The organism is Gammaproteobacteria bacterium (assembly GCA_015709635.1).
Classification (GTDB): Bacteria; Pseudomonadota; Gammaproteobacteria; order Burkholderiales; family Nitrosomonadaceae; genus Nitrosomonas.
In genome coordinates, this window is record CP054180.1 from 791,589 (window position 1) to 818,021 (window position 26,433).

Below are 26,433 nucleotides of genomic sequence, written 5' to 3' on the forward strand. Positions count from 1 at the left end.
TGTGAAAGAGGGTAAGTTTAACGCAATTTTATTTCCGTCCATATGCGGCTGAGTACGCGGCGCTGCTGATAATTCAGATCGGTGATCATTTCCAGCCGCGCTAAGGTATCGTCATCCGGAAATATCACTTGGTTGTTTACCAGTTCCGGCTGGATGAACGGTTTTGCCGCCGTGTTCGGATTGCCGGATCCGATCAGGTTGGTCAGCTCGGCGGAATTTTTGCCGTCCAGCATGAAATTAATGAATTGATGCGCCAAATCAGGATGTTTGCCGCTTTTGTGCAGCACCATGCTGTCCAGCGACATCACCGCGCCTTGCTTGGGAATGGCGTAATCGATGGTGAAATGACGTCCGGTTTTTTGCGCATCCAGCGCAGCCTGAAATAAATCGTTGGAATAACCGTGTACTACCCATAAATCGCCGATGGCGATTTCGCGGATGTAGCTGGTATTGCTGAATGCTGCCCAATAGGGCTTGGCGCGGATAATCAATTCCTTCGCTTGATTCCAATGCGCTTCATCTTGATCGTCCGCGGTGTAACCCAGGTATAACAATGCTGCAGCCATCAATTCGCGTGGACTATCCAGCACGGTGACGCGTCCCTTTATTTTTTTCAGGTACTCGGGTTCGAAGATAAGCGCCCAAGTGTCGGCTGGCAAACCCAATTCACGCATTTTATCGGTATTGAATCCCAATAACGTCAATGTATAGGCATACGGGACAGAATAGCGGTTTTCCGGATCGAATTGCGTTTTCAAATAAGCGGGGTGAATATTTTTCAAATTTGGTAGCAAGGTCTTATCCAGCGGCACCAGAACACCCTGACGGATCAAGGTATCCATGGCGTTACCGGTCGGTACGATCAAATCGTAACCGGATGCGCCGGCAGCCAGCTTGGCCAGCATTTCTTCGTTATCGGAAAAATAATCCTGTTCGACGCGGCAATCGCACAGTGCCTCGAAGTGCCGCACGGTTTGTGGCGCAATGTAATTGTTCCAGTTGAATAGTTGTAGGACGTTGGCGCCGGCGTAACCGGAAGCAGCAGGATGTTGCATGCAACCGCCCAGCGTCAATGAAAGTGCGAGAATTATCGCTGTGAGCGGAAGTTGCGACCAGTGGCGCATGATCACTTGGATTCACCCAGCATGCTGCTGTCGAAGCGTGAGGCGATGATGATCAGCGTCAATGTCAGCAGCATCAGCAGAGTGGAAATAGCATTCACTTCCGGTGTGACCGCCACCTTGATCATGGTGTAGATTTGGATCGGCAGAATCGGTTCGCCGACGCCTTTAGTGAAGAAGGTAATGACAAAATCGTCGATCGACAGCGTGAACGACATTAAAGCCCCGGCGATGATGGCCGGTCTGATCAAGGGTAGGGTGATTTGCCGGAAAGTTTGCCACGGTGTTGCACCAAGATCGCGCGCCGCCTCGAAAATGGATTCGTCCATGCCTTGCAAACGCGCCCGCACGATGATCGCGACAAATCCGATACAAAAAGTGGTATGCGCAATGATGATCGAGATCATGCCGAGGGTCAGGTTGAGCACTTGCAGAAAGAACAACAGCAGCGAGACACCGAGCAGGATCTCCGGCATGGCGACCGGGGTGAATGCCAGGATTGGTAATACCTTGAGTTTGTAGCGGTGAATCGCCAAACCGGCCATGGTGCCCAGGATCGTGGCGATGGTGCTGGCGCTGACGGCGATGATCAATGAATTGCGCGCGGCCAGCAACATTTCATGATCATGCAACAAGGCCTGATACCAATGCAGTGTGAATCCCACCCACTCGGCGTTGAGTTTCGAGTCGTTGAAGGAAAACATCACGACAATGATCAACGGGATATACAAAAAGGCGTATACCCCGATCGATACGATCCATAAAACGGTCATCCGGCGCGGCATGATTAGGTAATCTTGGTGACCGGCTTGGCGAGCCGGGAGAATAATCCGGCGATGATCAGCACCGCCAGCGTCAGCATGATCGACAGTGTCGAGCCGAACGGCCAGTCCCGGGTACCGAGAAACTGGTCTTTGATCAGATTGCCGATCATGATGTCGCCCGTTCCGCCCAGGATATCGGGAATAGCGAACATGCCGAGAACGGGAATGAAAACCAGTGCCGATCCGGAAAAAATACCCGGCAGCGACTGCGGCCAGGTGACGTACCAGAAACGCTGCCAACGGTTCGCGCCCAGATCCTGCGCAGCATCCAGCAAGATCAGATCATGCTTCTCCAGATTGGTATACAGCGGCAGAATCATGAACGGCAAGTGCACATAAATCATCCCGATCAGAACCGCAAACGGTGAAAAAAGCAGCGTGACCGGCGCGATGCCGAAAACGGCCAAGATATGGTTGATCGTATGGCTGAGCGCCGATTCCGGGCCGAGGATGATCATCCAGGCATAAATGCGGATGAGAAAATTGCTGGCGAATGGCAGCACCACCAGCATGATCATCAGATTACGGAATTTTTTTTGACTACGGGCGATCAGCAACGCCAGCGGATAGGCCATGGCGATGCAGATCACCGTGGTGAGCGTGGCGACAGTGAATGATTTCAGGAATATTTCCAGGTAAATAAAATCGCTGAAAAAAAATTGATAGGTTTCAACCGTCAAACCGGATTCTGCGTTTGTATCGCCAGACAAGAGATGAACCGGCGCCAAACCGCCGAATTCGCCCGGCAGACGGAAAGAAGTAAAAATCATGATTGCACCCGGCGCGGCGAAGAATATCAGCAAGAACAGCAGCGGTGGCGTGCTGATGAGCCATTTGATAATCCGGTTTGAGATCTGCATGTCCTGGAAGAATCAACGATCGGTTAGTCGGGAAAAAATTGTGCCGATTGTTCCTGCCAGCTGATCACAACAGGATCACCGATTTCAAAAAGCTTGGCATGGCCAGGTGCAGAATTGGGGAGCAGCGCTTCGATGCGCGTGCTGTTGGCAAGCTCGATGATATATGTCGTGACATCACCGATATAGAAGAAATCCTTTATTTTTCCGGTCGATTGGAATTCAGCCGTCGCATCCTCCGCGCGAGCGGCGATATGGACTTGCTCCGGGCGTATGGCGATGACGCCCTGATCGCCGGCTTTAATATGTTCCCTGCCTGGCACCTTAACTTCTCCCAATCCTGTGACGGCTAATTTTAAATGTGAGGCGGAAACTCCGGTGACTCGAGCCTCCAGCATATTAATCTTACCGATAAAATCGGCCACAAAACGGTTGACCGGAAAATTGTAAATGCGCGACGGTTCGTCGATCTGCTCGATTTTCCCCTGATTCATCACGGCAATGCGATGCGACAACGCCAATGCTTCGTTTTGCGCGTGCGTGACGTAAATGAACGTGACGCCGGCTTCGGCTTGCAGCTTGATCAGCTCGCGTTGCATGTTCTCGCGCAGTTTTTCATCCAGCGCACCCAACGGTTCGTCCAGCAACAACAGGCGCGGCTGATTGATGAGTCCCCGGGCGAATGCCACGCGCTGCCTTTGTCCGCCGGATAATTCATGCGGGTAGCGCTCGGCAAATGGGGTAAGTTCGACTTCTTGCAATGTCTCGGCAACCCGGGTTTTGATTTCCTCGCGCGTTTTGCCCGCCATTTTCAGCGGGAATCCGATATTACCGGCGACCGTCATGTGCGGGAATAACGCATAGCTTTGGAAAACCGTATGAAAGGGGCGTTTTTCCGGCGGCAGACCGACGATGTCTGCGCCGTCGAGCAAAATTTCCCCGCTATCGGGCGCATCAAAACCGGCGATCATGCGCAGCAGCGTTGTCTTGCCGCAGCCGGAAGGGCCCAGCAAGGTAAAAAATTCCCCGGCTTCGACGGCGATACTGACATTGTTCACCGCGGTAAAATTGCCGAACCGTTTGGTCACATTGCGGATTTCGAGGAACGTCATACGTTCTTCAGCGGGAAGAAAGCGGTACTTTAGCAAAGTTTGCCGGGCTGATGATCATTCGATTCCGGCTTGCACTGATGATTGTGCGGAATTACTGAAATATCTGCCACGCCAGCAATCCGGCCAGCAGCATTGCAATAAGTAAGAGCAGCCGGTTCTGGCGTTTTTCTTCAGCTACCAGGTCGGCCATTCTTCTTTCCAGTTCATGATTGCGGTTTTCGGCAAAAGCCTGATGGATCAAGCGGGGAAATTCCGGCAGGATGATGGCCCAGTTGGGGGCTTCTTTTTGGATCCGGCTGGCAAATCCACGTAAGCCGATTTGTTCCGACATCCAATTCTCCAGGAACGGTTTGGCCGTTTTCCACAGATCCAGATCGGGATCGAGGTCGCGCCCCAGGCCCTCGATGTTGAGCAGGGTTTTTTGCAGTAGCACCAATTGCGGCTGGATTTCGACGTTGAATTGCCGCGATGCTTGGAACAATTGCAGCAGAACGCGCCCGAACGAGATTTCCTTCAGCGGTTTGTCGAAAATCGGCTCACACACCGCCCGGACAGCGGCTTCGAAATCGTCCACGCGGGTATTCTTGGGCGCCCATCCGGCTTCGACGTGCGCTTGGGCAACGCGCGCGTAATCGCGGCGGAAAAAAGCCAGGAAATTTTGTGCCAGGTAGTTTTTGTCCTGATCGCTGAGCGTGCCCATGATGCCGAAATCGACCGCGATGTAGCGGCCGTCTTTGCCGACGAAGATGTTGCCCGGGTGCATGTCGGCATGGAAATAGCCGTCGCGGAATACTTGGGTAAAAAAGATTTCCACGCCGACGCGCGCCAGTTGCGGAATATCGATGCCTTGGGCTTTTAATGCTTCCACGTGGCTGATCGGGATGCCTTTGACGCGCTCCATCACCATTACGCTGTTGCGGCAATAATCCCAATATACCTCGGGAACCAGCAGCAACGGCGAATCGAGAAAGTTGCGGCGCAACTGGCTGCAATTGGCCGCTTCGCGCATCAAATCGAGCTCGTCATCGAGATGACGGGCGAATTCCGAAACAACCTGGCGCAATTTCAGGCGCTTGCCGTCGGCCCACAAGGTTTCGGCCAGCCAGGCGCCAGTATCCATCAGTGCGATGTCATGCGTAATGACCGGCGCGAGATTCGGGCGCAGTATTTTGACCGCGACTTCGGTGCCATCATGCAACACCGCCAGATGAACTTGTGCAACCGATGCGCTGGCGACGGGTATCGAATCAAACTTGAAGAATACTTTCTCAACTTTTTGGCCGTATTCTTTTTCTAAGATGGTAAATACCAGGTCGGAGGAAAAGGGCGGCACCTGATCTTGCAGCTTGGCCAATTCGTCGGCGATATCCTGAGGCAGAATATCGCGCCTTGTCGACAGCATTTGGCCGAATTTCACAAAAATCGGCCCCAAGGTTGCCAACGCCAGGCGCAATCTTTCCCCACGCGGTTTATCCAGTTTCCGCCAAAAAGTTAACGTCCGGACCAGCGCGCGCAAGAACCGTAACCGGCTATGACCCAGAACGAACTCGTCCAGGCCGAATTTGAACGCGACATACTGTATTTTTAGGAGGCGGAATAAGCGCATGAAAGATCAGCAATAGGGAATGAATGGGTATCTGGCGGGTTGATTAGGGCAGCGTAAGTTTATTCATGATTGATTGAGTATTCCGGTTTCGGTTGGTTGCGATGTATTACCGGGTTAACCGGCCTAACTGATTCAGCCGTTGCTCCAGTTTTTCAATGTCAAATTGTAAGTTTCGCACTTCTTGCGCAAATCGCTCGACAGCCGCCGGTTTGGTCAGAAAGCTGGTTTCTTCGGTGCAATACTCGGCAAACGCTTGCGCCAAACGGTGAACATTGCCGGTTTGCCACTGCACCAGTTGCTCACCTGCCTGCACGATGCGATGCGCGGGAATATCTCCAACCGTTTTGCTCAAATCATGTGCAAGGATCACGCCGGGGTCGATCTGCTTGGCAATCGCAATCAATTCACTGGCAAACGTTTGATCGCCGCTGACGGTGACCGGTTTGAACGCATCCGGCTCCCGCGCAACCAAGCGCGGCAGCATCAGTAACGGCAATGTCAGTATCGCATCCGCCGGTTGTGTGTTGTCCACGGGTTGTAACTTACCTTCGCTGTTTATCTCAACGCTGAAGCCCATCATCGGCGATATCCGGATGCCGATTGTTCTACCCGCATGCGATTGTAATTGCGCGCATGCCCACTGCTCGCTGCGCAGAACATGATTGATAGATGTGATGACAACAGATGCCAGCATTATAGTTAACGTTTGCAGATGAAATGACCGGAATAGAAGAAAAAGCTCCACTTATTTAATTCGGCACTCTAATGTGCACAAAGCAACGATTTCTTCGACGCTTACAACAGGTTTGCGAGTATAGCACTATAACTGATATTCATTATAAGCGGGGCTGCATGCTCGCTGTTGAGCACCAAGAGGAATATGAATTGCAATGGGCGGTGCTGAATCGATAGCATCAGGCTGTAGTGCTGAGTACATTAATGAGTGCGGCAATCGAAGGCCGGTCAGGGAATTCGTGGTGTCCTGTCAACCGGGGATTCTTATGACGATGCATCGGCTGAAACGATTAATGGATTGTACAAGACAGAAGTTACTCAATATCGCAGCCCCGGCGCATTATGGATGAAGTTAAATTATGCTCTGAGACACACAGTTAACCAAGAAAGTAATTGAGGTTGATCATTCTGCACAGTTTCACCTTGCAAGCTGAAAGTTTTCGTTGCCGATGATGACTCTTGGTTTGTTTAGTAGCAAGTATGGCAACCAATGAGCTTGGTTGTTTGACCAGTCGGGCAAGTCTATCCCATAATTAGAATAGTTGAATGACCTGGCTTGATTTATATTTGCGCCTACTCTTGCTTCATAGTTTAATGCAACAGAGCTTGCTACATGTCTATCCGTCACTTGATATTGCTGAGTATTAAATCTAGCTTCTAATGCGGTATACAATTGATCGTCTGTCGGTGCCGTCGCTGGGTGGAGATTCACAGAATTACTATTCAAGTTATCCCAATTTCCCACATTTTGAAAGTACGCTCTCATTGTATCCAAGCACTGATTTATCATGAGCGGCAGTACTGTATTGGCATCATAAAAACCGGTTGTTACCTTAAGCTTTCCATGTTCGTTTACCCTATTTAAAGCGGGACCCTGATCTATTCTATTCTCCTCTAAGGAATGAGATGCTTCCTGATTATCAGGCCAAGCTGCAACATTGTCACCATCATCAGCTCCTCCGAATCTGTGAGCTATCTGATGCCCGCTTTGATATATCGCAGTATTGTTTGCGTGTGTAATAAGATTGGCTGTAATCATTAGGTTTGGCCATGCGGATCTACCTATTGGATTCGTCGCTCCTCCTCCTGGTGGATTTATTTTTGTTCCAGCCCCATCGAAATTAAAGTTAACCTCAGGGTGAGTTACCATTCTCAGAAACTGCATCGTTTTATTTTGAACCGTATCAACTTTTGGCTGAGCATAACCTCCCTCTTTGATGGTTTTTGTCAGTACGCCTGCATACTGGATCGCCTTCGCCCCCATCACATCCGCTTCTCGTTCCAATCCCACATCATCATTCACCGGCACGCCATCCTTCATCTGCATCGTCGGCTGCACCCGCCCCTGTGCCTGCTGCACAACGTGCCAAGCCTCGTGCGGCAAATGTTGTTCTTGGCTTGGCGCAACATGAATGTCCGTTCCTTGTGCATAGGCCAGCGCATTGAGTTGCGCGGGTTGCGATGAGTTGTAATGAACTCGCACAGAATCCATCGACACACCCGATAGTGATTCGATGCCGGATTTGAGGTTGTCAGGCAGACCGGTGTTATTGGGTTTTGCTGGCGCTTGTTCGCGCTGGGCAACTTTCGGTTGCAACGGCTCTTCTACTTCCTCACGCTGCGTGATTGTCCCGGTACCGGGCTGCTGCCGTTGCACCGTGACATGAGGACTTTTGTGCATGGTTGCGGCAGCCTTGCGTTGCGCCGCCATGCGCGGACTATTGCGGATCATATTCATCATCCTGCGCTGTGCCGTGGCCTGTGGGCTGTTGTTCGCCATAGTGGCTACATGCGTAAGTTTGCCGAGCTGAGGACTTGCTTCAACCATGGCTTTGAGTTGTGCAATCTGCTCTCCATGCGGTGATGCAATTGCCAAACCTCGATCGCTCTGCTGTGCGGGGGATTGGTTCTGCGTATTGCGATGCTGCGCTTCAACTTTTCGCATTTCTCATCAGCTCCTGTGTCCGTTCGTTGTTGGGCTTGGTGAACTTGCCTCTCGCTGGTGATCAAGGTCGGTTACACAATACTACTATTAAACCGCGGCTATATAATATACCTCACTCCAGCTTCTTCCTCAGCATCGCATTCACTTGCGCCGGGTTGGCTTTGCCCTGCGTGGCTTTCATGATCTGACCGACCAGTGAGTTGAAGGCTTTTTCCTTGCCGGCGCGGTAATCGGCGACTTGCTGCGCGTTGGCGGCGAGGACTTGGTCGACGATTTTTTCGATGGCGCTGTCGTCGGAAATTTGTTTGAGTCCCTTGGCTTCGATGATGGCGTCGGCGTTTTTGTCCAGTTCGCCGTTCCATAGGCTCTCGAACACCGTCTTGGCGGCTTTGCCGGAGATTGTGCCGTCGCCGATGCGTTTCAGCAGCGCGGCGAGCTGCGCCGGGTTGATCGGGCAGGCGGCGATGTCGATGCCTTCCTTGTTCAGTTGCGCGCTGATTTCACCCATGATCCAGTTGGCGCATAGTTTGGCTTGTGTTGGCAATTCCCGGATGGCGGCTTCAAAGTAATCCGCCATTTCGCGCGAGCCGGTCAGCACGGCGGCATCATAGGCGGACAATGCGAATTCCGTTACATAACGTTCACGCCGCGCTTGCGGCAATTCCGGCAGAGCGGACTTAACCTGCTCGATCCAGCTGGCGGAGATTTCCACGGGCAACAAATCCGGATCGGGGAAGTAGCGGTAGTCGTTGGCATCTTCCTTGGTGCGCATGGTGCGGGTTTCGTCTTTGTTGGCGTCGTACAGCCGGGTTTCCTGGCGGATCGCGCCGCCGTCTTCGAGGATTTCGATCTGCCGCCGGGCTTCGTAGTCGATGGCTTTCTCCAGGAAGCGGAACGAATTCAGATTCTTGATTTCGCAGCGCGTGCCGAGTTTTTCCGTGCCGCGCGGGCGCACCGAAACGTTCGCATCGCAGCGGAACGAGCCTTCCTGCATGTTGCCGTCGCAAATGCCGATCCAGCGCACCAGCGCGTGCAAGGTTTTGGCGTACGCCACGGCTTCGGCGCTGCTGCGCATATCCGGCTCGGAGACGATTTCCAGCAACGGCGTGCCGGCACGGTTCAAATCGATGCCACTCATGCCGTGAAAATCCTCGTGCAGCGACTTGCCGGCGTCTTCTTCCAGGTGCGCGCGCGTCAGGCGGACGGTTTTTTCAACGCCATCGATTTGAATTGCGATAGTGCCGCCTTGCACCACCGGCAATTCGTACTGGCTGATTTGATAGCCTTTCGGCAAATCGGGATAAAAATAATTTTTGCGCGCGAAAATGGACGGTGAATTGATTTTCGCGCCAACTGACAAGCCGAACTTGATCGCTCGTTCCACCGCGCCCTTATTCAGCACCGGCAGCACACCGGGCAGCGCCAGGTCGATCACACAGGCTTGGGTATTGGGCGGCGCACCGTAGGCGGTGGAAGCGCCCGAGAAGATTTTGGAGTGCGTTGAAAGTTGCGCATGTACTTCAAGACCGATGACAATTTCCCACTGCATAATGAATTTTCCAGCTAAATATGTATTTCACAAATGAAGGTTGATTTTAAACGGGCGACCGGGTATGCCAATCGGTGGCCAATTGGTATTGGTGCGCAACGTTCAGCATGTGCGCTTCCGAGAAGTAATTACCGATGATGTGCAGGCCGATCGGGCGGTTTTTATCGCCGAAGCCGATCGGAATCGACATCGCCGGCATGCCGGTCAGATTGGCGGCGCTGGTGTAGATGTCGGACAAATACATCTGAATCGGATCGCCGCTTTTTTCGCCCAGATTGAACGCCACGGTCGGCGTCGTCGGGCCCATGATGATGTCGCATTGTTGGTAGGCTTCGGCAAAATCCTGCGCGATCAGGCGGCGCAGCTTTTGCGCTTTGATGTAATAGGCGTCGTAATAACCGTGCGACAGTACATAGGTGCCGATCAGAATACGCCGTTTCACTTCCGCGCCGAAGCCTTGCGCGCGCGACTTGCGGTACATGTTGCCCAGATCGCTGTACGATCCGGCGCGATAGCCGTAGCGCACGCCGTCGAAGCGCGACAAATTGCTCGATGCTTCGGCAGGCGCCAGCACGTAATAAACCGGAATCGCCAGCGGCGCGTTCGGTAACGAAATCTCGACCGTTTGCGCGCCCAGTTTGCGGTATTCATTCAGGGCGTTGTCGACCGCGCTGGCGACATCGCGGTTCATGCCCGCGGCGAAATATTCCTTCGGTAAACCGATGCGCAAACCCGCTAACGGTTTTTGCAGATCGCGCGCATAGTCTTCGGCATCGCGTTGCAGGCTGGTCGAGTCGCGCGGATCGAACCCGACCATGACATTCAGCAGCAGCGCCAGATCTTCCGCCGATTTCGCCATCGGACCGCCCTGATCGAGACTGGAAGCGAAGGCGATCATGCCGTAGCGCGACACCAGGCCGTAGGTCGGTTTGATCCCCGAGATGCCGCACAGCGCGGCGGGCTGGCGGATCGAGCCGCCGGTATCGGTGCCGGTAGCCGCGGGCGCCAATCGGGCGGCCACCGCACACGCCGCGCCGCCTGAACTGCCGCCGGGTACCGCTGCATGATCCCAGGGATTTTTCACCGGGCCGTAATAGGACGTTTCATTGCTCGACCCCATGGCGAATTCGTCCATGTTGGTTTTGCCGATATTCACCGCGCCGGCTTGGTTGAAACGTTCGATGACACCGGCATCGTACGGTGAGACGAAATTCGACAGCATTTTTGAACCGCACGTGGTCAACCAGCCTTTGGCGCAGAAAATATCTTTTTGCGCGATCGGAATGCCGGTGAGCGGACCGGCCTGCCCCGCGGCGATCATTTGGTCGGCTGCTTGCGCTTGCGCCAGGCTCATTGCTTCATTCACGGTGATGAAGGCATTGTATTCCGGATTGGTCTGCTTGATGCGTTGCAGAAATTCGGCGGTCAATTCGGTGCTGGAAATTTTTTTCCCGGCAAGTTGCAGCGAAAGCTGTTTAAGGCTGGCGTTAAACATGGATGTACTGATCAGAGAAAAATGGAATGTTACGTTAATGACGGTATTTCTAAGTGCTACGTTTTTTAAGATGTTTTGTTGCGATAGTGTTGAGTCTATTCAATGACTTGAGGAACCAGATACAGACCGGCTTCGACTTGCGGTGCGATTGATTGATATAATTCGCGCTGGTCGGTTTCAGTAACTTCATCTTCACGTAAACGCTGTACGACACTCTGCGCGTGCGACATGGGCTCCACTGCCGAGGTATCAACCGCTTGCATGGTTTCAATCAAATTGAAAATGCCGGATAGGTGAGACAAAGTCTCTGTTGCCTCGTTTTCATCAATTTCAATATAAGCAAGATCAGCAATACGTTTCACATCGCTAATAGATAAAGTCATTTTAATCGGTAACCTTATATTCAAATAACTATTAGGGTATCATGCCCCCGTTTCACCGGCGTATTATTTTTTGATGGTTTTTTATTTTATTATTCGCTCTCATCATCATTATTAACAACGGATTCTGCCACTATGCTTAATTTCTTGAACAACAATATCTTTGGAAGCTATTTCTCGACGGACATGGCGATTGATTTGGGCACGGCGAATACGCTGATTTATGTCCACGGCCAAGGTATCGTGCTGGATGAACCTTCCGTAGTGGCTATCCGTGAAGAAAGCGGCGCCAATGGCAAGAAAATGATTCAGCAAGTGGGGCTTGCAGCTAAGCAAATGTTAGGCCGCACGCCGGGGAATATCACTGCGATCCGTCCGATGAAAGACGGCGTGATTGCCGATTTTACCGTCACCGAGCAAATGCTCAAGATGTTCATCCGCCGGGTGAATCCGCCGCGGCTGCTTTCCGCCAATCCGCGCATTGTCATTTGTGTTCCGTACGGTTCCACGCAAGTGGAGCGCCGTGCCATCCGTGAAGCGGCCTACGGTGCCGGCGCGCGCAAGGTCGAGCTGATCGAGGAACCGATGGCGGCGGCATTGGGTGCCGATATGCCGGTTGAATCACCGACCGGTTCGATGGTGGTCGATATCGGCGGCGGCACTACGGAAGTCGGCGTGATTTCGCTGGGCGGTATCGTGTATTCCAATTCGGTGCGTGTCGGCGGGGACAAATTTGACGAGGCGATCATCAACTATATCCGCCGTAACTACGGCATGCTGATCGGTGAAGTGACCGCCGAGATTATCAAGAAAGGGATCGGTTCGGCTTTTCCCGGTTCCGAAGTGCGCGAAATAGAAGTGAAGGGCCGCAATCTGGCGGAAGGCATCCCGCGCAGTTTCACCATTTCCAGTAACGAAATTCTCGAAGCGCTGGCGGAGCCGCTGAATAGTATCGTCAGCGCGGTCAAGTCCGCGCTTGAGCATACGCCGCCGGAATTGGGCGCGGACATCGCGGAAAAGGGCATGGTCATGACCGGCGGCGGTGCCTTGCTGCGCGATATCGACCGGCTATTGATGGAAGAAACCGGATTGTCCGTCATCGTCGCCGACGATCCGTTGACTTGTGTGGTGCGTGGCGCCGGTATTGCGCTGGAAAACATGGATCGATCGATCGGCATTTTTGCCCGCGATTAAATCAATTTGAGTGTTCATTATCTTGACTGAGAGCTCGATTGATTTCTAACCCCGGGACGTAATGGAGACAGTTCCTCGCTTTTTCCGCCATGGTCCAGGTCCGTTCACGCGGTTGTTTGTATTCACTTTGCTGTCCTGTTTATTGATTGCCGAAGACACGCGTTTCAAGTATTTTCCCCAGCTGCGCCAGACCATCGGCGTGATTATTTTTCCGCTGCAAAAAATTGCCTATATTCCAGCCACTATTTACGACCAGATCGGCGAATTCATCGCCAGTTTCCATTTGCTGGAAGAAAACGAGAAATTAAGGCGGATTTATCTGGGCAATCGCGAGCAGCTGCTGAAGTTGCATACGCTGGAAGCCGAGAATGCGCAGTTGCGCAGATTGCTCGGTGCGGTTCAGAAAATTGAGCTTACCACCAAAACCAAAGCGGTTCTGGCGGAAATCCTGGCTACCCCGCGCGATCCGTTCAGTCATAAAATCACGTTGAATAAGGGGAGTATGCAGCATATTCAACTCGGCCAGGCTGTCATTGACGAGAAGGGCATCGTCGGGCAGATTACCCAGCTTTATCCTTGGTCATCCGAAGTGACGCTGCTGACCGACAAAGATCACTCGGTTCCGGTGCAAGTGGTGCGCAACAGATTGCGTTCGGTGGTTTCCGGAACCGGCAAAAACGACGAACTGGAATTGCGCTATTTGTCGGTGAACACGGACATTCAACAAGGCGATTTGCTGGTGACCTCCGGTATCGGCGGGGTTTATCCGCGTGGCATTCCTGTCGCGACGGTGCTGCGGATAGAACGGGACCCGACGGGTGATTTCGCGCAGATCATCAGCACGCCTGTTGCCGGTGTGGATCGAAACCGGCAAGTTTTGATTCTGTCGCTGGTGCAGCCGGAATCCCATGATACTCAAGAGATACCTGCAATTGAACCCGGAAAAAATTAAAGATGAGCAGCTGGGTAAAGAACATTACATCGCGCAGGATGTGTATGTGCCTGCCAGTAATTGGTTTGTTGCCACCAGTCTGATCGTTGCGCTGATTCTTAATTTTTTGCCGCTGCAGGGAGATATTTTGTTACTGCGCCCGGATTTTTTGGCGTTAACTCTGGCGTACTGGAATATCAATTATCCGCACAAAATGGGCATGAGCATCGCTTTCGGCATGGGCTTGCTGATGGATGTCGGCAACGCCGGGGTGATGGGGCAGCACGCGTTGGCCTATAGCGTGGTGATTTATCTGACGCAGATTTTCGGGCGGCGCTTGCGGTTGTTCAATCCGTTGCAGCAGGCGCCGCAGATCACCCTGATTTTATTGATGATGCAATGGATTATCGTTGTGGTTGCGGTATCGAGCGATGCGCTGTTGCCGGATTGGCAATACTACCTGTCGATCGTGGCAGGAGCGTTGCTGTGGACGCCTCTTTCCTATCTATTAAAATGGCTGCTGAAACAGAAGCCGGATCCTAATGCGTTATGAAGCAACATGTCGAACTGAGAAATCACCCTGCCGAATTACATAAATTCCGTTCCCGTCTCAGCATTTGCGCCGGGTTTGTACTGCTCCTGTTTTTGATTCTGTACGCGCGTTTTTATTATTTGCAGGTTATCCAGCAGGAGCACTATTACACGCTGGCGGAAGCGAACCGGATCTTCATCTCGCCGCTGGTGCCCAATCGCGGCCTGATTTATGACCGCAACGGGCGAATTCTGGCGCAGAATTATTCGGCGTACACTTTGGAAGTCGTACCTAGTCAGATCAAGGATGTTGAAGCGACGTTGAACGAACTGGCTGAAATTATTGAAATAACGCCGACGGATCGCCAACGCTTCAAGAAATTGCTGAAAGAAAGCAAACGATTCAAGAGCCTGCCCGTGCGCAGCCGTTTGACGGATGAGGAAATCGCCACGTTTGCGGTGAATCGCTACCGTTTCCCGGGTGTTGAAATCAAGGCGCGCGTGCTGCGTCAATATCCCGAAAAGGAAATCGTCTCGCATATCGTCGGCTATATCAGCCGCATCAACGATCAGGATCTCGATCAACTGGAACGCAACGGTGAGCTGCACAACTATCGCGGTTCGCAGCATATCGGCAAAATCGGCCTGGAACAAAGCTATGAAAAACAATTGCACGGTACCGCCGGTTTTGAAGAAGTGGAAACTGACGCGGCCGGCCGCTCGATTCGTGTTTTATCGCGCACAGCGCCGGTTCCGGGCAACAATCTGATCCTGTCCCTCGATCTCGGATTGCAGGAGGCTGCCGAGAAAGCATTCGGCGAACGCCGCGGCGCGCTGGTTGCGCTCGATCCGAATAACGGCGAAGTGCTGGCGTTCGTCAGCAAGCCGGGCTATGACAATAATCTGTTCATCGGCGGTATCGATCAGGAAAATTGGAATCTGCTGAACAGCTCGATCGACCGGCCGCTTAACAACCGTGCGTTGCGCGGCGTTTATCCGCCCGGCTCGACGTTCAAGCCGTTCATGGCGCTGGCAGCGCTGGAACTGGGAAAACGCTCGCCGGAATACAGCATGAGCGATCCCGGTTACTTTTCCTTGCCGGGTGTCGATCGCCGCTACCGCGACTGGAAACCGGGCGGGCATGGCCGGGTCGATTTGCACAAATCGCTGGTCGTTTCCTGCGACACCTACTACTACAGTCTTGCCAACGATCTCGGCATCGACAATATCCATAGCTTTATCGGTCAGTTCGGCCTGGGAAAAAGAACCGGCATCGATATCGAAGGCGAAGTGGCCGGATTGCTGCCTTCGTCCGCTTGGAAAATGAGTCAATATAAACAAAAATGGTATGCCGGCGATACCATTTCCGTGTCCATCGGTCAGGGCTACAATCTGGCAACGCCGCTGCAGCTGGCTTTCGCCACCATGATCATCGCCAACAACGGTAAGGCGTATGTGCCGCGTCTGGTGAAACAGGTACAGAACAGTCAAACCGGGGAGATCGGAGATATTCCGGCGAAGATGCTATATAGCGTGTACATGAAACCGAAAAATCTGGAAGTCGTCAAGAATGCGCTGGTGGATGTTACCCGCCCCGGCGGCACGGCGGCCAAAGCCGGTGCCAATGCGGCGTACACCTTTGCCGGTAAAACCGGCACGTCGCAAGTGATCGCGATCAAACAGGGCGAGCGCTACAATGAAAAAGCGATCAACGAGCGGCATCGCGATCACGCTATGTTTATTGCCTATGCACCGGCGGAAAATCCCAAGATCGCATTGGCCGTTTTGGTGGAAAATACCGGCACCGGCGGCTCTACCGCGGCGCCGATCGCACGCCAGGTATTCGATTATTTTTTGCTGGGAAAACCGGCTGAAGCAGCCGTTGCGCAATTGACAGAGCCGCATGCGGATCACGATCATGAGCATTTATGAGTGGTAATGAGCATTTTGAACCTGATTTCAGCGCAGCATGACCGAAATTAGAAAAATCTGGCATTTTCTGACACGCTATGTCGATAGTTTTTTACTGATCGGCATACTGGCATTGATGGTTGTAGGGCTGGTCGTGCTCTACAGCGCCACCGGGGCGAATATCGCCAGGGTCAGCAACCAGGCGATCAATATGCTGATTGCGTTGGTGATTATGTGGCTGGTTGCGAATATTCCACTGCAGCAGATGATGCGGCTGGCCTTGCCCATGTATGTCCTGGGGCTGGTTTTACTCATCGGCGTCGCCTTATTCGGTGAGATCAACAATGGCGCCAGGCGCTGGTTGAACATCGGCGTGACCCGCATTCAACCGTCCGAATTGATGAAAGTTGCGATCCCGCTGATGATGGCTTGGTATTTCGATAAGCACGAAATCGCCTTGCGTCTGAAAGATTATTTTGGTGCCACGGTATTGTTATTGTTGCCGGTTTTGCTGATTCTGCGGCAACCGGATCTGGGTACGGCCATTTTGATTGCCGCCAGCGGTTTTTATGTGCTGTTCTTGGCCGGTTTGTCGTGGCGCATCATTGCCGGATTAGGGGTGGTAGCGGCGGGCAGCTTGCCGGTGTTCTGGATGTTTATGCACGATTACCAGCGCAAGCGCATCATCACCTTGCTCGATCCTTCGCAGGATCCGCTGGGTGCCGGCTACCACACCATCCAATCTTCCATCGCGATCGGTTCCGGCGGGGTTGTCGGCAAAGGATGGCAGAACGGCACGCAGACGCAGCTGGATTTTTTACCGGAACAAAGTACCGATTTTATCTTTGCCGTCTTTTCCGAAGAGTTCGGATTGATGGGTAATACCGTGCTGTTGCTGCTGTATTTGCTGGTGATCGGCCGCTGTCTGGTGATTACCGCCAACGCCTCGACGCAGTTTACGCGGTTGATCGCCGGTTCAATTACGCTGACTTTTTGCACTTATATTTTCGTTAATATGGGAATGGTTAGTGGTATCCTTCCGATTGTAGGGGTTCCGCTTCCTTTGATCAGCTACGGTGGCACGTCGATGGTGACAATGCTGCTCGGTTTTGGTATTTTGATGAGTATTCAAACACATCCTAAATTAGTAAAGACATGACAAGCCTTTATCCCAGACTCCAAAAAGCACGTAGATATTTACCTCTGAGAGCTTTTCCGGCAAGCGGCATGGCGTCCGCGGTCGTTTTGGCAGTATTGACCGCATGCAGCAGCACACCGCACCATCCCGGTACTTCCGCATCCAAGCAAAAAGATAAATGGGTTGCGTCAACAGCGGACGCAGGAAAGAGTTCCGGTTTAACTGCCAGAAAAGGCGGGGGATATTATCTGGATGACGGTCCGGAGGATAATCCGCCGACCGATTTGCATTTGGTACCGGACGCCGTGCCCAAGGCCGAGCCGTTGCGGCAGGCCAATATGCAACCTTATGTCGCGTTGGGAAAGCAATTTAAACCGATGACGGAATTAACGCCGTATAAAAAACGCGGTGTCGCTTCCTGGTATGGCCGCCGCTATCATGGCAACAATACCGCTTCGGGCGAAGTCTACGATATGTACGCCATGACAGCGGCGCATCCTACGTTGCCGCTGCCCAGTTATGCCCGGGTGACCAATTTGGATAATGGCAAATCCGTCATCGTGCGTTTGAATGATCGCGGACCGTTTTTGTCCGATCGCTTGATTGATTTATCGTACACCGCAGCGTACAAATTGGGCATATTGGCAGGCGGTAGCGGTCGCGTTGAAGTTGAAAGCATCGTGCCGGATGATTCGACCACACTGGCTGCCGTCAAACCATCCGTAGCGCAGCCTGCGCCGGATAACGACGCCGTGATGAATATGGTTTACCTGCAATTAGGCGCGTTCGGTTCACCGGATAATGCACATAATTTTCTCACGCAGGTACAGCGAAAACTGCCGTCGCTCAAGGATGCTGTCAGTATTACGAAAAATAAGGGTTTATATAAAATACACGCGGGTCCTTATCCCGATCACGCTGTCGCAAAACTCGCGGCCAATACCATTAGTCAGCAACTGGCAATAACACCCGTAATAGTGATCGATTAGATGAAGGCAAAAAAAATCCCTATTGCAAGCAATAGGGATTAAAGGGCCTCGTCATAAAATCATTCATCGCAAGCTACGGTCGAATGTAAAACATCTTCTTCAGTAAAAGTATTACAACAATTTTTACATTCCGGTTTCGATATTTCTATCGATATTGCGATAACTGATTTTAAGTTTAATACCTACTGAGTACTTTTGAAGATGAAAACAGGGGGGAAATATACCCCTAAATCTGAATTATGATTGTGACTTTTGTCACACTTAGGATAAATTAGTTTAACTGCGATCAATTTTCTTACTGATAGTGACAAAAATTGCTTTTTTACACGATTTCAATAGGATAAATTCCCTATTTTTTAGCGGTTTCATATCCCCTATAATTCAATGGTTTTTGTATTTTAGAAAAAATTATCTTTCTTCATGTTCCAAAAATTGAGCTTTCACACCCAACCTCAAATTTTTCTTATTGTAAATCAGCTGTATGAATAGTGATGATCAGGTTTCGAAAGATCCTGCAAGCAACGATACAGTAATTCCGACCTCCATTGTCCTGAGCGATGAACAGTTGCGTGAATTGTTCGATGACACGAAAGATCTAATTCAGAGTGTTACCCCGGATGGCAGCCTTCTCTTTGTCAATCGCGCTTGGCGCGAAGCGCTGGGTTATACGCCGGCTGAAGTGGTGGCACTGAATATTTTCAGTGTCATTCATCCGGATCATCATGCGCAGTGCCAGAAATTCATGCAACGGATTATGGCGGGCGAATATGCCGGATTAATTGAAATCCCTTTTTTGACAAAAGATGGGCGAACCATCATTGTGGAAGGCAATGTCAGTCTATATACCGTAGACGGCAAGCCGGTCGCAACGCGCGGCATATTCCGCAATATCACGGAACGCAAGGCGGTGGAAGCGGAAATTCTGACGCTGAAAGCCAATCTCGAACATACCGTGATACAGCGAACCGCCGAATTGCAAGCAAGCGAGCAACGTTTTCGCAATCTGGTTGCCAGCATACCGGGAGCGGTGTATGAATTTTGTGTCGATGCTCACGGCCACCGCTCATTCCCCTTCATGAGCGAAGGCATTGCCGATTTGACCGGACGCGCTGCAACCGACTGTATGGCGGATGCTGAAATTTTGTTTCACATGGTGCCGGCTCAGGCTGTACCGGCTTTAGAAAAATCCATTCGTGACTCGATGGAAAAGCTGACGCCATGGTTTTACGAATTTCCACTGCACACACCGCTTGGAGAGAAATGGCTGTGCGGTCATTCGATGCCGCAGCGCGAGGCGGACGGCAAGACGCGCTGGCAGGGCGTGCTGGTTGACATTACCCGGCAAAAACAAATGGAAATCGCGCTGCGTGAAAATGAACAACTCTTTCGCAGCCTGACCGAAGCAGCTCCGGTCGGCATTTTTCGCACTGATGCAGCAGGCCGGTGTTTGTACGTGAACGAACGCTGGTGCGAGATAGCCGGTTTGGATGTTGCCGCAGCTTTGGGCGATGGATGGGTAGCCGCGATTCATCCCGATGACCGGGGAAAAGTGACCAGGGAATGGAATAAGGCGATACGGCAGCAGCAGCGGTTTATATCCGAATATCGCTTTCAGACAAAAAAGCAAACAACCACCTGGATTCTGGGTCAAGCCCAAGCGGAATGCGATCAGAATGGCGATGTCCGGGGTTATGTGGGTACCATCACCGATATAACCGGCCAGAAAATGAAAGAGACAGAATTGGCAGAGTCGCGCAGCCTGTTGAAAACCATCGTTGACACAGTCCCGGCGCGTATTTTCTGGAAAGATAAGGAATCGCGTTATCTCGGGTGTAATCCCATGTTTGCACACGATGCCGGGATGGCATCGCCGCAGGAAATCATCGGTAAGGTCGACTATGAGCTAAGCTGGACCAAGGAGCAGGCGGATCACTACCGGAATGACGACCGGCGAGTGATCAGCTCCGGGGTACCCATGCTTTACTACGAAGAACCGCTGAACAACGCCGCCGGGGAAATGATTTGGATAGAAACCTCCAAAGTGCCGCTGCTCAGCACGCGAAAGGAGATTATCGGTGTACTCGGGATCTATCAGGATATTTCCAAACAAAAACAGGCGAATGACTCGATGCGGCTTGCCGCTGCAATCTACCAGTCGAGTAATGAAGCCATTATGGTGATGGACGAGAACAACCGCATCATCCAAGTGAATCCGGCCTTTACCCGCATGACGGGCTATGAGTTGGCGGATGTTCTCGGTAAGGATCCGGTGATGTTCCGCTCGGACCGGCACGATGAGGCCTTTTACAAGGAGATTTGGCATAACCTTGCGCAGCAAGGCTATTGGCAGGGTGAAATCTGGGACCGGCGCAAGGATGGCACGGTGCATGCCAAATGGCTCAATATCAGTGTCATCCGCTATCCGGATGGGCGCGCGCATTACTATGTTTCGCAGTTTTCCGATATCACCGAGAAAAAGAAAAAAGACGAAATCATTTTGTTTCAAGCCAACTACGATCCGTTAACCGGCTTGCCCAACCGTAATCTGTTTAAAGAGCTTCTGGATCAGGAAATAAAGAAATCGCAACGCAGCAAGGCGCCGCTGTCACTGCTGCTGATGGATTTGGATCACTTCAAGGATATCAACGATACGCTGGGACATGACCGGGGCGACGAATTGCTCAAGGAAGTGGCATTCCGCATCAAGTCTTGTGCCGGTAAGGAAGGTATCGTTGCACGCTTGGGCGGGGATGAATTCGCGGTCATTTTGTCGAAATGCGGCGACACCGGGTCGGTTGAGACGATCGCGCAACAAATCACGCAGAAATTGAAAAAACCGCTGAAATTCAAGCAGAATCGGGCTGACTACTACATTTCCGCCAGCACCGGTATCGTGTTTTATCCCCGCGATGGAGTCGACAGGAAAAGCTTGATGAAGCACGCGGACCAGGCGATGTATGCGGCAAAATTGGAAGGGCGCAACCGTTTTTGTTACTTTACACCTTCCATGGAGCAGGAAGTGCACGAGAAGATGATGCTGATACACGACTTGCGCCAAGCGATTGCAAAGAACGAACTGCATGTTTTTTATCAACCGATCCTGGATTTGTTTAGCGAGCGCATTGTCAAGGCCGAAGCGCTGTTGCGCTGGAATCATCCGAAGCGAGGCATGATCAGCCCGGCTGTATTTATCCCGCTGGCGGAAGAAAGCGGCTTAATTCTGGAAATCGGTGAGATGGTGTTCAAGCATTCGATCGACTTGATTGAACAGTGCCGGCGCAAGCTCGGCTATGTCATTCAAATCAGCGTGAATATATCGCCGGTTCAGTTCAAGCATATGAACGGCTATCGTTGGCTCGACAATCTGGCGCAGCTCGGTTTGCCCGGGGATTGCATCAATGTGGAAATTACCGAAGGTCTGTTGCTGAAGGATTCCGATGTGGTGCAGCAGAATCTGCTGGAGCTGCGCAATAACGGTGTTGAAGTTTCCATCGATGATTTCGGTACGGGATTTTCCTCGCTTTCTTATCTGAAAAAATTCGATATCGATTTTCTTAAAATCGATTACTCTTTCGTGCACCAGTTGATGGCGGATGCCACAGACCGCGCATTGGTGGAAGCGATCATTATCATGGCGCATAAACTGGATATCAAAACCATTGCGGAAGGGGTTGAAACCGAAGCGCAGAAAGATTTGCTGGCGCATTTCGGCTGCGATTATGTGCAGGGTTTTCTCTATTCGACCCCGGTCGCGCAGCCGGTATTTGAACAATTGTTGTTTGAGCAGGAAGAAAAGAAAAAAGCGTAAGCCTGCCGGTTTATCCGCAGGTCATCGTACGCCTATTTTCAGCAGAATCGCACATTCCTGTAACTGGCTCAATCCGCGCTCCTGAAAACGTGGGGTTTGTGCCAGGACATCCTGTTGCGATAGCAGCGTGATCTCTGCGCGAGCTCCGAAAAGTGCAGTTACCTCATCGAAGGACACCGCAAAAGGCGGACCGGCCATTTCGTGTTGCTGATAATCGAGCGTGACGAGCAGGATTTGCGTGCCCAGCGGAAGAATCCGCAGCAGATGATGCGCATAACGCCGGCGCATGTCCGGCGGCAATGCCACTAATGCGGCGCGATCGTATACGGCGCTGACAGCCGCGGTGTCTTGGGCGGTTAAATCGAAAAAATCACCGCACCAAACGTGCACGCCATTTGTTTCCAAATGCGTGAACCGGTCACCCGCATCGCCATGCGATACCAGTTCATTCTCGGCGAAAAATGCCTGCGCCGCGCTGACGCTTAACTCAACACCCAACACGGCATGTCCCTGCTGGCGCAGCCAGAGCATATCGCGGCTTTTTCCGCATAACGGCACAAGCACCGTGCTGGCCGGGCTTAGTTGCAAACGCGGCCAGAATTCGCGCAGATAAGGATTGATTTCGCTCTGATGGAAAGCGGTGTCATTCCGCTGCCAGCGTTCCAACCAGTATTCTTTTTTCATTTCAGTTTCGCAGCTCTTCCTTAATCCATTTGCAAAATCACCAGGAGTTGCCCGGCGGCGATACTTTCACCCTGGCGGCACAAAATGCGCTTGATCGTGCCGCTTACCGGGGTCTCCACGGCAATTTCCATTTTCATCGCTTCGACGACGATCAAAACATCACCTGTACTGACCTGCTGCCCTTCCGTTGCCAATATTTTCCATACCGTGCCGGTAACCGGCGCAGCGACCGCATGACTGCCTTCGGGCAAATCCAATTCGCTTTGCGCGTCGGCTTCGTCCAGATCAAATTCACTGACATACTCCGCTTGACCGTTGATTCTCCAGCGCTCGCGCTCGGCTTCGAAGGCTGCTTGTTGCCGGGCCTTGAAGTTCTGGATCGCAGCTTGATTCTGCCGCAAAAATTGGTGATGTTGCTGCAAGCTGAACGCGGTTTCCTCAATGCGCAGTTTAAATTGCCCGCTGATGAAATCCTTACGCAGTTTCAGCAGCTCGCTTTCACTGACCGGATAGAAGCGGATCTGGTCAAAGAAGCGCAATAGCCACGGTTTACCGTCCTTGAAATCGGCGGTCCGGCGATAGCGGTTCCATACCGGCAGCGTGCGGCCGACGAATTGATAACCGCCCGGGCCCTCCATGCCATAAATGCATAAATACGCGCCGCCGATGCCCACGGCATTTTCCGGCGTCCAGGTGCGCGCCGGATTGTATTTGGTAGTGACCAGGCGATGGCGCGGATCGACCGGCACGGCAACCGGTGCGCCCAAGTACACGTCACCCAAACCCAGCACCAGATAACTGGCGTCAAACACGATGCGATGTACATCTTCGATACTGTCCAGCCCATTGATACGGCGGATGAATTCGATGTTGCTCGGACACCACGGCGCATCGCTGCGTACCGATTGCATATATTTCTCGATCGCCAGGCGCGTCGCCGCATCGTCCCAGGAGAGCGGCAGGTGCACGATGCGCGACGGCACGGTCATGCTGGCGCTATCCGGCAGCGATTGTTCTGCGGTGAGCAAGAATTTCAGCAAGTCATCGCGCGGCAGAATTTGCGCATCGAAATGAATTTGCAGCGAGCGGATTCCCGGCGTGAGATCGATGATGCCCGGCAGGTTCGCTTGCTGCATCGACTCCATCAGGGCGTGCGCGCGCAAACGCAAATCCAGATCGAGCACCATCGGGCCGTATTCCACCAGCACGTAACGGTCGCCGGATTGCCGGTAGGCGACTTCCATCTGCCGCGGACTTGCTGCACTGCGATGCAGGACCGGACTCGGCAGTATCGTGCTATCGGTCGCAACGTGTTGCTCCGGCGGTGAGTTGAGCGAGCGGATAAATTCATTCTGCCGCTTTTCCAGTGCCTGAGCTTGTTCCATCGTCATCAGCCGGAAACGGATTTGATCGCCCGGCTTGAGCTGTCCGGTTTTCCATAATTCCGCGTGCGCAATGGTGACCGGACAGACAAAGCCGCCCAGGCTCGGGCCGTCCGGCCCCAGAATGATCGGCATGTCGCCGGTGAAGTCGACCGCGCCGACGGCATAGGCGTTGTCATGAATATTGGACGGATGCAGGCCGGCTTCGCCGCCATCGCTGCGCGCCCACTGCGGTTTCGGGCCGAGCAGGCGCACGCCGGTGCGGCTGGAATTGTGATGCACTTTCCAGTCGGTGCTGAAAAACATCTCGATGTCCGCGGCGGTGAAAAAATCCGGTGCGGCATGCGGGCCGTACAGAACACCGATTTCCCATTGCTGCATGTAGTGCGGAATGGCTTCGGGCGCCAGAGCGGTTTGCACCGCTTCGTATTGTGCGGCGATATGCAATACATCGCCGGTTCTTAGCGCACGGCCGGCGTGACCGCCGAATTGCCCCAGTGTGAAAGTCGATTGGCTGCCGAGATAATCCGGCACTTTGAATCCGCCTTGCACGGCGAGATAAGCGCGGCAGCCTTGATCTTTTATTTTACCCAGTTGCACTATGGCGCCTGCCTTGATTTCGTGCGTTTGCCACAATGGCAGCGGCTCACTGTCCAAATAGACTTCGATCGCCGCGCCGGTCACGACGATCAGGCAATCGCTGTTGAAGCGCAATGTCGGGCCGGTCAATGTGATTTCCAGCGCCGCTTTGTCTTCGGAATTATTAACCAGCCGGTTGGCCAAGCGGAACGCCAGCGCATCCATCGGGCCGGATGGCGGTACGCCGACCTGCCAATAACCGAGCCGTCCGGGATAGTCCTGCACGGTGGTTTGCACACCGGGACTTAACACATCGACGGTGTGTGCGCGATAGTGAAAGCCGCCGAGAAAACCGGTGGTGTACCGGCCGTTCTGAAAAGCGGCGCTATGCAGAATTTGCTGCAAATATTCCAGATTGGTTTCGATGCCTTGCAACGAACTGCTTTCCAATGCAGCCTGCAACCGCGCGATGGCTTTTTCCCGGTCCGGCGCATGCACGATGATTTTCGCCAGCATCGGATCGTAAAACGCGGATACATCGATGCCGCGCTCGACCCAAGTCTCGACGCGCGCCGCTGTGGGAAATTCCGCCGCCGTGAGTGTGCCGCTGGAAGGTTGAAAGTCTTTGGCCGGATTTTCAGCATAAACCCGCGCCTGAATCGATACGCCGCGGGGTTCGATGGTGAAGGAATCGAGCGGCGGCAAATCGCCCGCGGCTTGCCGCACCATCCATTCCACCAGGTCAATGCCGGTCACTTCCTCGGTGATGCCATGTTCCACCTGCAAGCGCGTGTTGACCTCGAGGAAATAAAACTGGTTGCTGGCGGCGTCAAAAATATACTCCACCGTGCCAGCGGATTGATAATTGACCGCTTGGCCGAGACGCACCGCCGTGTCCAGCAATGCCTGGCGCAGTGGCGGGGCGAGATGGGGCGCCGGTGTTTCCTCGATGACTTTCTGGTTGCGCCGCTGCATTGAGCAGTCGCGCTCGCCCAAGGCAACTACTTGGCCCTTGCCGTCGCCGAAAATCTGCACTTCGATATGGCGCGCTTGATCGACAAATTTTTCCAGAAATAAACCGGCATCCTTGAAATTGTTTTGTGCCAAGTCCTTGACCGACTCGTACGCACCGGTCAATTCATGTTCATTCCAGCACAAACGCATGCCGATACCGCCGCCGCCCGCGGTGCTTTTCAGCATCACCGGGTAGCCGATGTGCTTGGCTTGATGACAGGCATCGTCGAGACTTGCCAGCAAACCGGTTCCCGGCAGCAGCGGCACACCGTTTTCCAGCGCCAGAGCACGTGCCGTGTGTTTCAAGCCAAACGCGCGCATCTGTTGCGGCGCCGGGCCGATGAAACAAATGCCGTGCGCCGCGCACTGCTCGGCGAAGTCGGCATTTTCGCTCAGGAATCCGTAGCCGGGGTGAATGGCCTGTGCGCCGGTTTTTTGCGCGATGGCCAAGATTTTATCCGTGCGCAGATAGCTTTCGGCTGCTATGCCATCGCCGATGCAGTAAGCTTCATCCGCCTCGCTGACATGGCGCGACAAGGCATCGGCCTCGGTGTATACCGCCACGCTGGCGACATTCAGGCGGCGCAGCGTGCGTATGATGCGGCACGCGATCGCGCCGCGGTTGGCGATCAGTACTTTGGTGAACAT

Annotated in this window: 18 protein-coding genes and 1 pseudogene; 7 read left to right on the forward strand and 12 right to left on the reverse strand. The window is 52.9% G+C overall.

Features of this window, described 5'->3' with window-relative positions:
- Positions 1-17 precede the first annotated feature (17 nt).
- The 10 genes and pseudogenes from HRU78_03510 to gatC form a co-directional block, all read right to left on the reverse strand.
- Entirely contained in the window at positions 18-1,124 is a 1,107-nt protein-coding gene (locus tag HRU78_03510; GenBank protein ID QOJ22831.1) for a spermidine/putrescine ABC transporter substrate-binding protein, read from the reverse strand.
- Positions 1,125-1,126: 2 nt separating this feature from the next.
- Entirely contained in the window at positions 1,127-1,906 is a 780-nt protein-coding gene (locus HRU78_03515) for an ABC transporter permease subunit (protein ID QOJ22832.1), read from the reverse strand.
- A 2-nt stretch (positions 1,907-1,908) separates the two neighbouring features.
- Positions 1,909-2,805 (reverse strand): ABC transporter permease, encoded by an 897-nt coding sequence (locus HRU78_03520; GenBank protein QOJ22833.1) that lies wholly within the window; start codon positions 2,803-2,805, stop codon positions 1,909-1,911.
- Between the two features lie 23 nt (positions 2,806-2,828).
- The gene (locus HRU78_03525; protein ID QOJ22834.1) at positions 2,829-3,914 is read right to left on the reverse strand and encodes an ABC transporter ATP-binding protein; all 1,086 of its coding nucleotides are present in this window, start codon (positions 3,912-3,914) and stop codon (positions 2,829-2,831) included.
- 91 nt (positions 3,915-4,005) lie between these two features.
- A complete protein-coding gene (gene ubiB, locus HRU78_03530; GenBank protein ID QOJ22835.1) occupies positions 4,006-5,520 on the reverse strand; it encodes a ubiquinone biosynthesis regulatory protein kinase UbiB in 1,515 nt (504 codons plus the stop codon).
- A gap of 106 nt (positions 5,521-5,626) precedes the next feature.
- The gene (locus HRU78_03535) at positions 5,627-6,214 is read right to left on the reverse strand and encodes a hypothetical protein (protein QOJ22836.1); all 588 of its coding nucleotides are present in this window, start codon (positions 6,212-6,214) and stop codon (positions 5,627-5,629) included.
- 1,290 nt (positions 6,215-7,504) lie between these two features.
- Positions 7,505-7,966: pseudogene (locus HRU78_03540) on the reverse strand (DUF4157 domain-containing protein).
- A gap of 346 nt (positions 7,967-8,312) precedes the next feature.
- A complete protein-coding gene (gene gatB, locus HRU78_03545) occupies positions 8,313-9,749 on the reverse strand; it encodes an Asp-tRNA(Asn)/Glu-tRNA(Gln) amidotransferase subunit GatB (GenBank protein ID QOJ22837.1) in 1,437 nt (478 codons plus the stop codon).
- 46 nt (positions 9,750-9,795) lie between these two features.
- On the reverse strand, positions 9,796-11,244 hold the full coding sequence (gene gatA, locus HRU78_03550; GenBank protein QOJ22838.1) for an Asp-tRNA(Asn)/Glu-tRNA(Gln) amidotransferase subunit GatA: 1,449 nt from the start codon (positions 11,242-11,244) through the stop codon (positions 9,796-9,798).
- A gap of 95 nt (positions 11,245-11,339) precedes the next feature.
- The gene (gene gatC / locus HRU78_03555; protein ID QOJ22839.1) at positions 11,340-11,627 is read right to left on the reverse strand and encodes an Asp-tRNA(Asn)/Glu-tRNA(Gln) amidotransferase subunit GatC; all 288 of its coding nucleotides are present in this window, start codon (positions 11,625-11,627) and stop codon (positions 11,340-11,342) included.
- Between the two features lie 132 nt (positions 11,628-11,759).
- Between gatC and HRU78_03560 the strand changes: the two genes are divergently transcribed.
- The 7 genes from HRU78_03560 to HRU78_03590 all read left to right on the forward strand — a co-directional run bounded on the left by HRU78_03560 (position 11,760) and on the right by HRU78_03590 (position 22,126).
- Positions 11,760-12,818, forward strand: coding sequence for a rod shape-determining protein (locus HRU78_03560; GenBank protein QOJ22840.1), 1,059 nt, complete (start codon positions 11,760-11,762; stop codon positions 12,816-12,818).
- A 61-nt stretch (positions 12,819-12,879) separates the two neighbouring features.
- Complete coding sequence (gene mreC / locus HRU78_03565) at positions 12,880-13,770, forward strand: rod shape-determining protein MreC (GenBank protein ID QOJ22841.1); 891 nt, start codon at positions 12,880-12,882, stop codon at positions 13,768-13,770.
- Positions 13,751-14,302, forward strand: a complete 552-nt coding sequence (mreD, locus tag HRU78_03570; protein ID QOJ24897.1) for a rod shape-determining protein MreD — start codon at positions 13,751-13,753, stop codon at positions 14,300-14,302. The genes mreC and mreD overlap by 20 nt, the downstream gene beginning before the upstream one ends.
- Entirely contained in the window at positions 14,299-16,212 is a 1,914-nt protein-coding gene (gene mrdA, locus HRU78_03575; protein QOJ22842.1) for a penicillin-binding protein 2, read from the forward strand. The genes mreD and mrdA overlap by 4 nt, the downstream gene beginning before the upstream one ends.
- A gap of 37 nt (positions 16,213-16,249) precedes the next feature.
- Positions 16,250-17,350 carry a rod shape-determining protein RodA gene (rodA, locus tag HRU78_03580; protein QOJ22843.1) on the forward strand — a complete coding sequence of 367 codons (1,101 nt, stop codon included), beginning with the start codon at positions 16,250-16,252 and terminating at the stop codon, positions 17,348-17,350.
- Positions 17,347-18,318, forward strand: a complete 972-nt coding sequence (locus HRU78_03585) for a septal ring lytic transglycosylase RlpA family protein (protein ID QOJ22844.1) — start codon at positions 17,347-17,349, stop codon at positions 18,316-18,318. The genes rodA and HRU78_03585 overlap by 4 nt, the downstream gene beginning before the upstream one ends.
- Positions 18,319-18,799: 481 nt before the next feature.
- Positions 18,800-22,126, forward strand: coding sequence for a PAS domain S-box protein (locus tag HRU78_03590; GenBank protein ID QOJ22845.1), 3,327 nt, complete (start codon positions 18,800-18,802; stop codon positions 22,124-22,126).
- A 21-nt stretch (positions 22,127-22,147) separates the two neighbouring features.
- On the opposite strand, the gene HRU78_03595 is transcribed toward HRU78_03590, so the two are convergent.
- Together HRU78_03595 and uca are read right to left on the reverse strand one after the other, a co-directional pair.
- A complete protein-coding gene (locus HRU78_03595; GenBank protein ID QOJ22846.1) occupies positions 22,148-22,810 on the reverse strand; it encodes a thiopurine S-methyltransferase in 663 nt (220 codons plus the stop codon).
- A 20-nt stretch (positions 22,811-22,830) separates the two neighbouring features.
- Complete coding sequence (gene uca / locus HRU78_03600; GenBank protein QOJ22847.1) at positions 22,831-26,433, reverse strand: urea carboxylase; 3,603 nt, start codon at positions 26,431-26,433, stop codon at positions 22,831-22,833.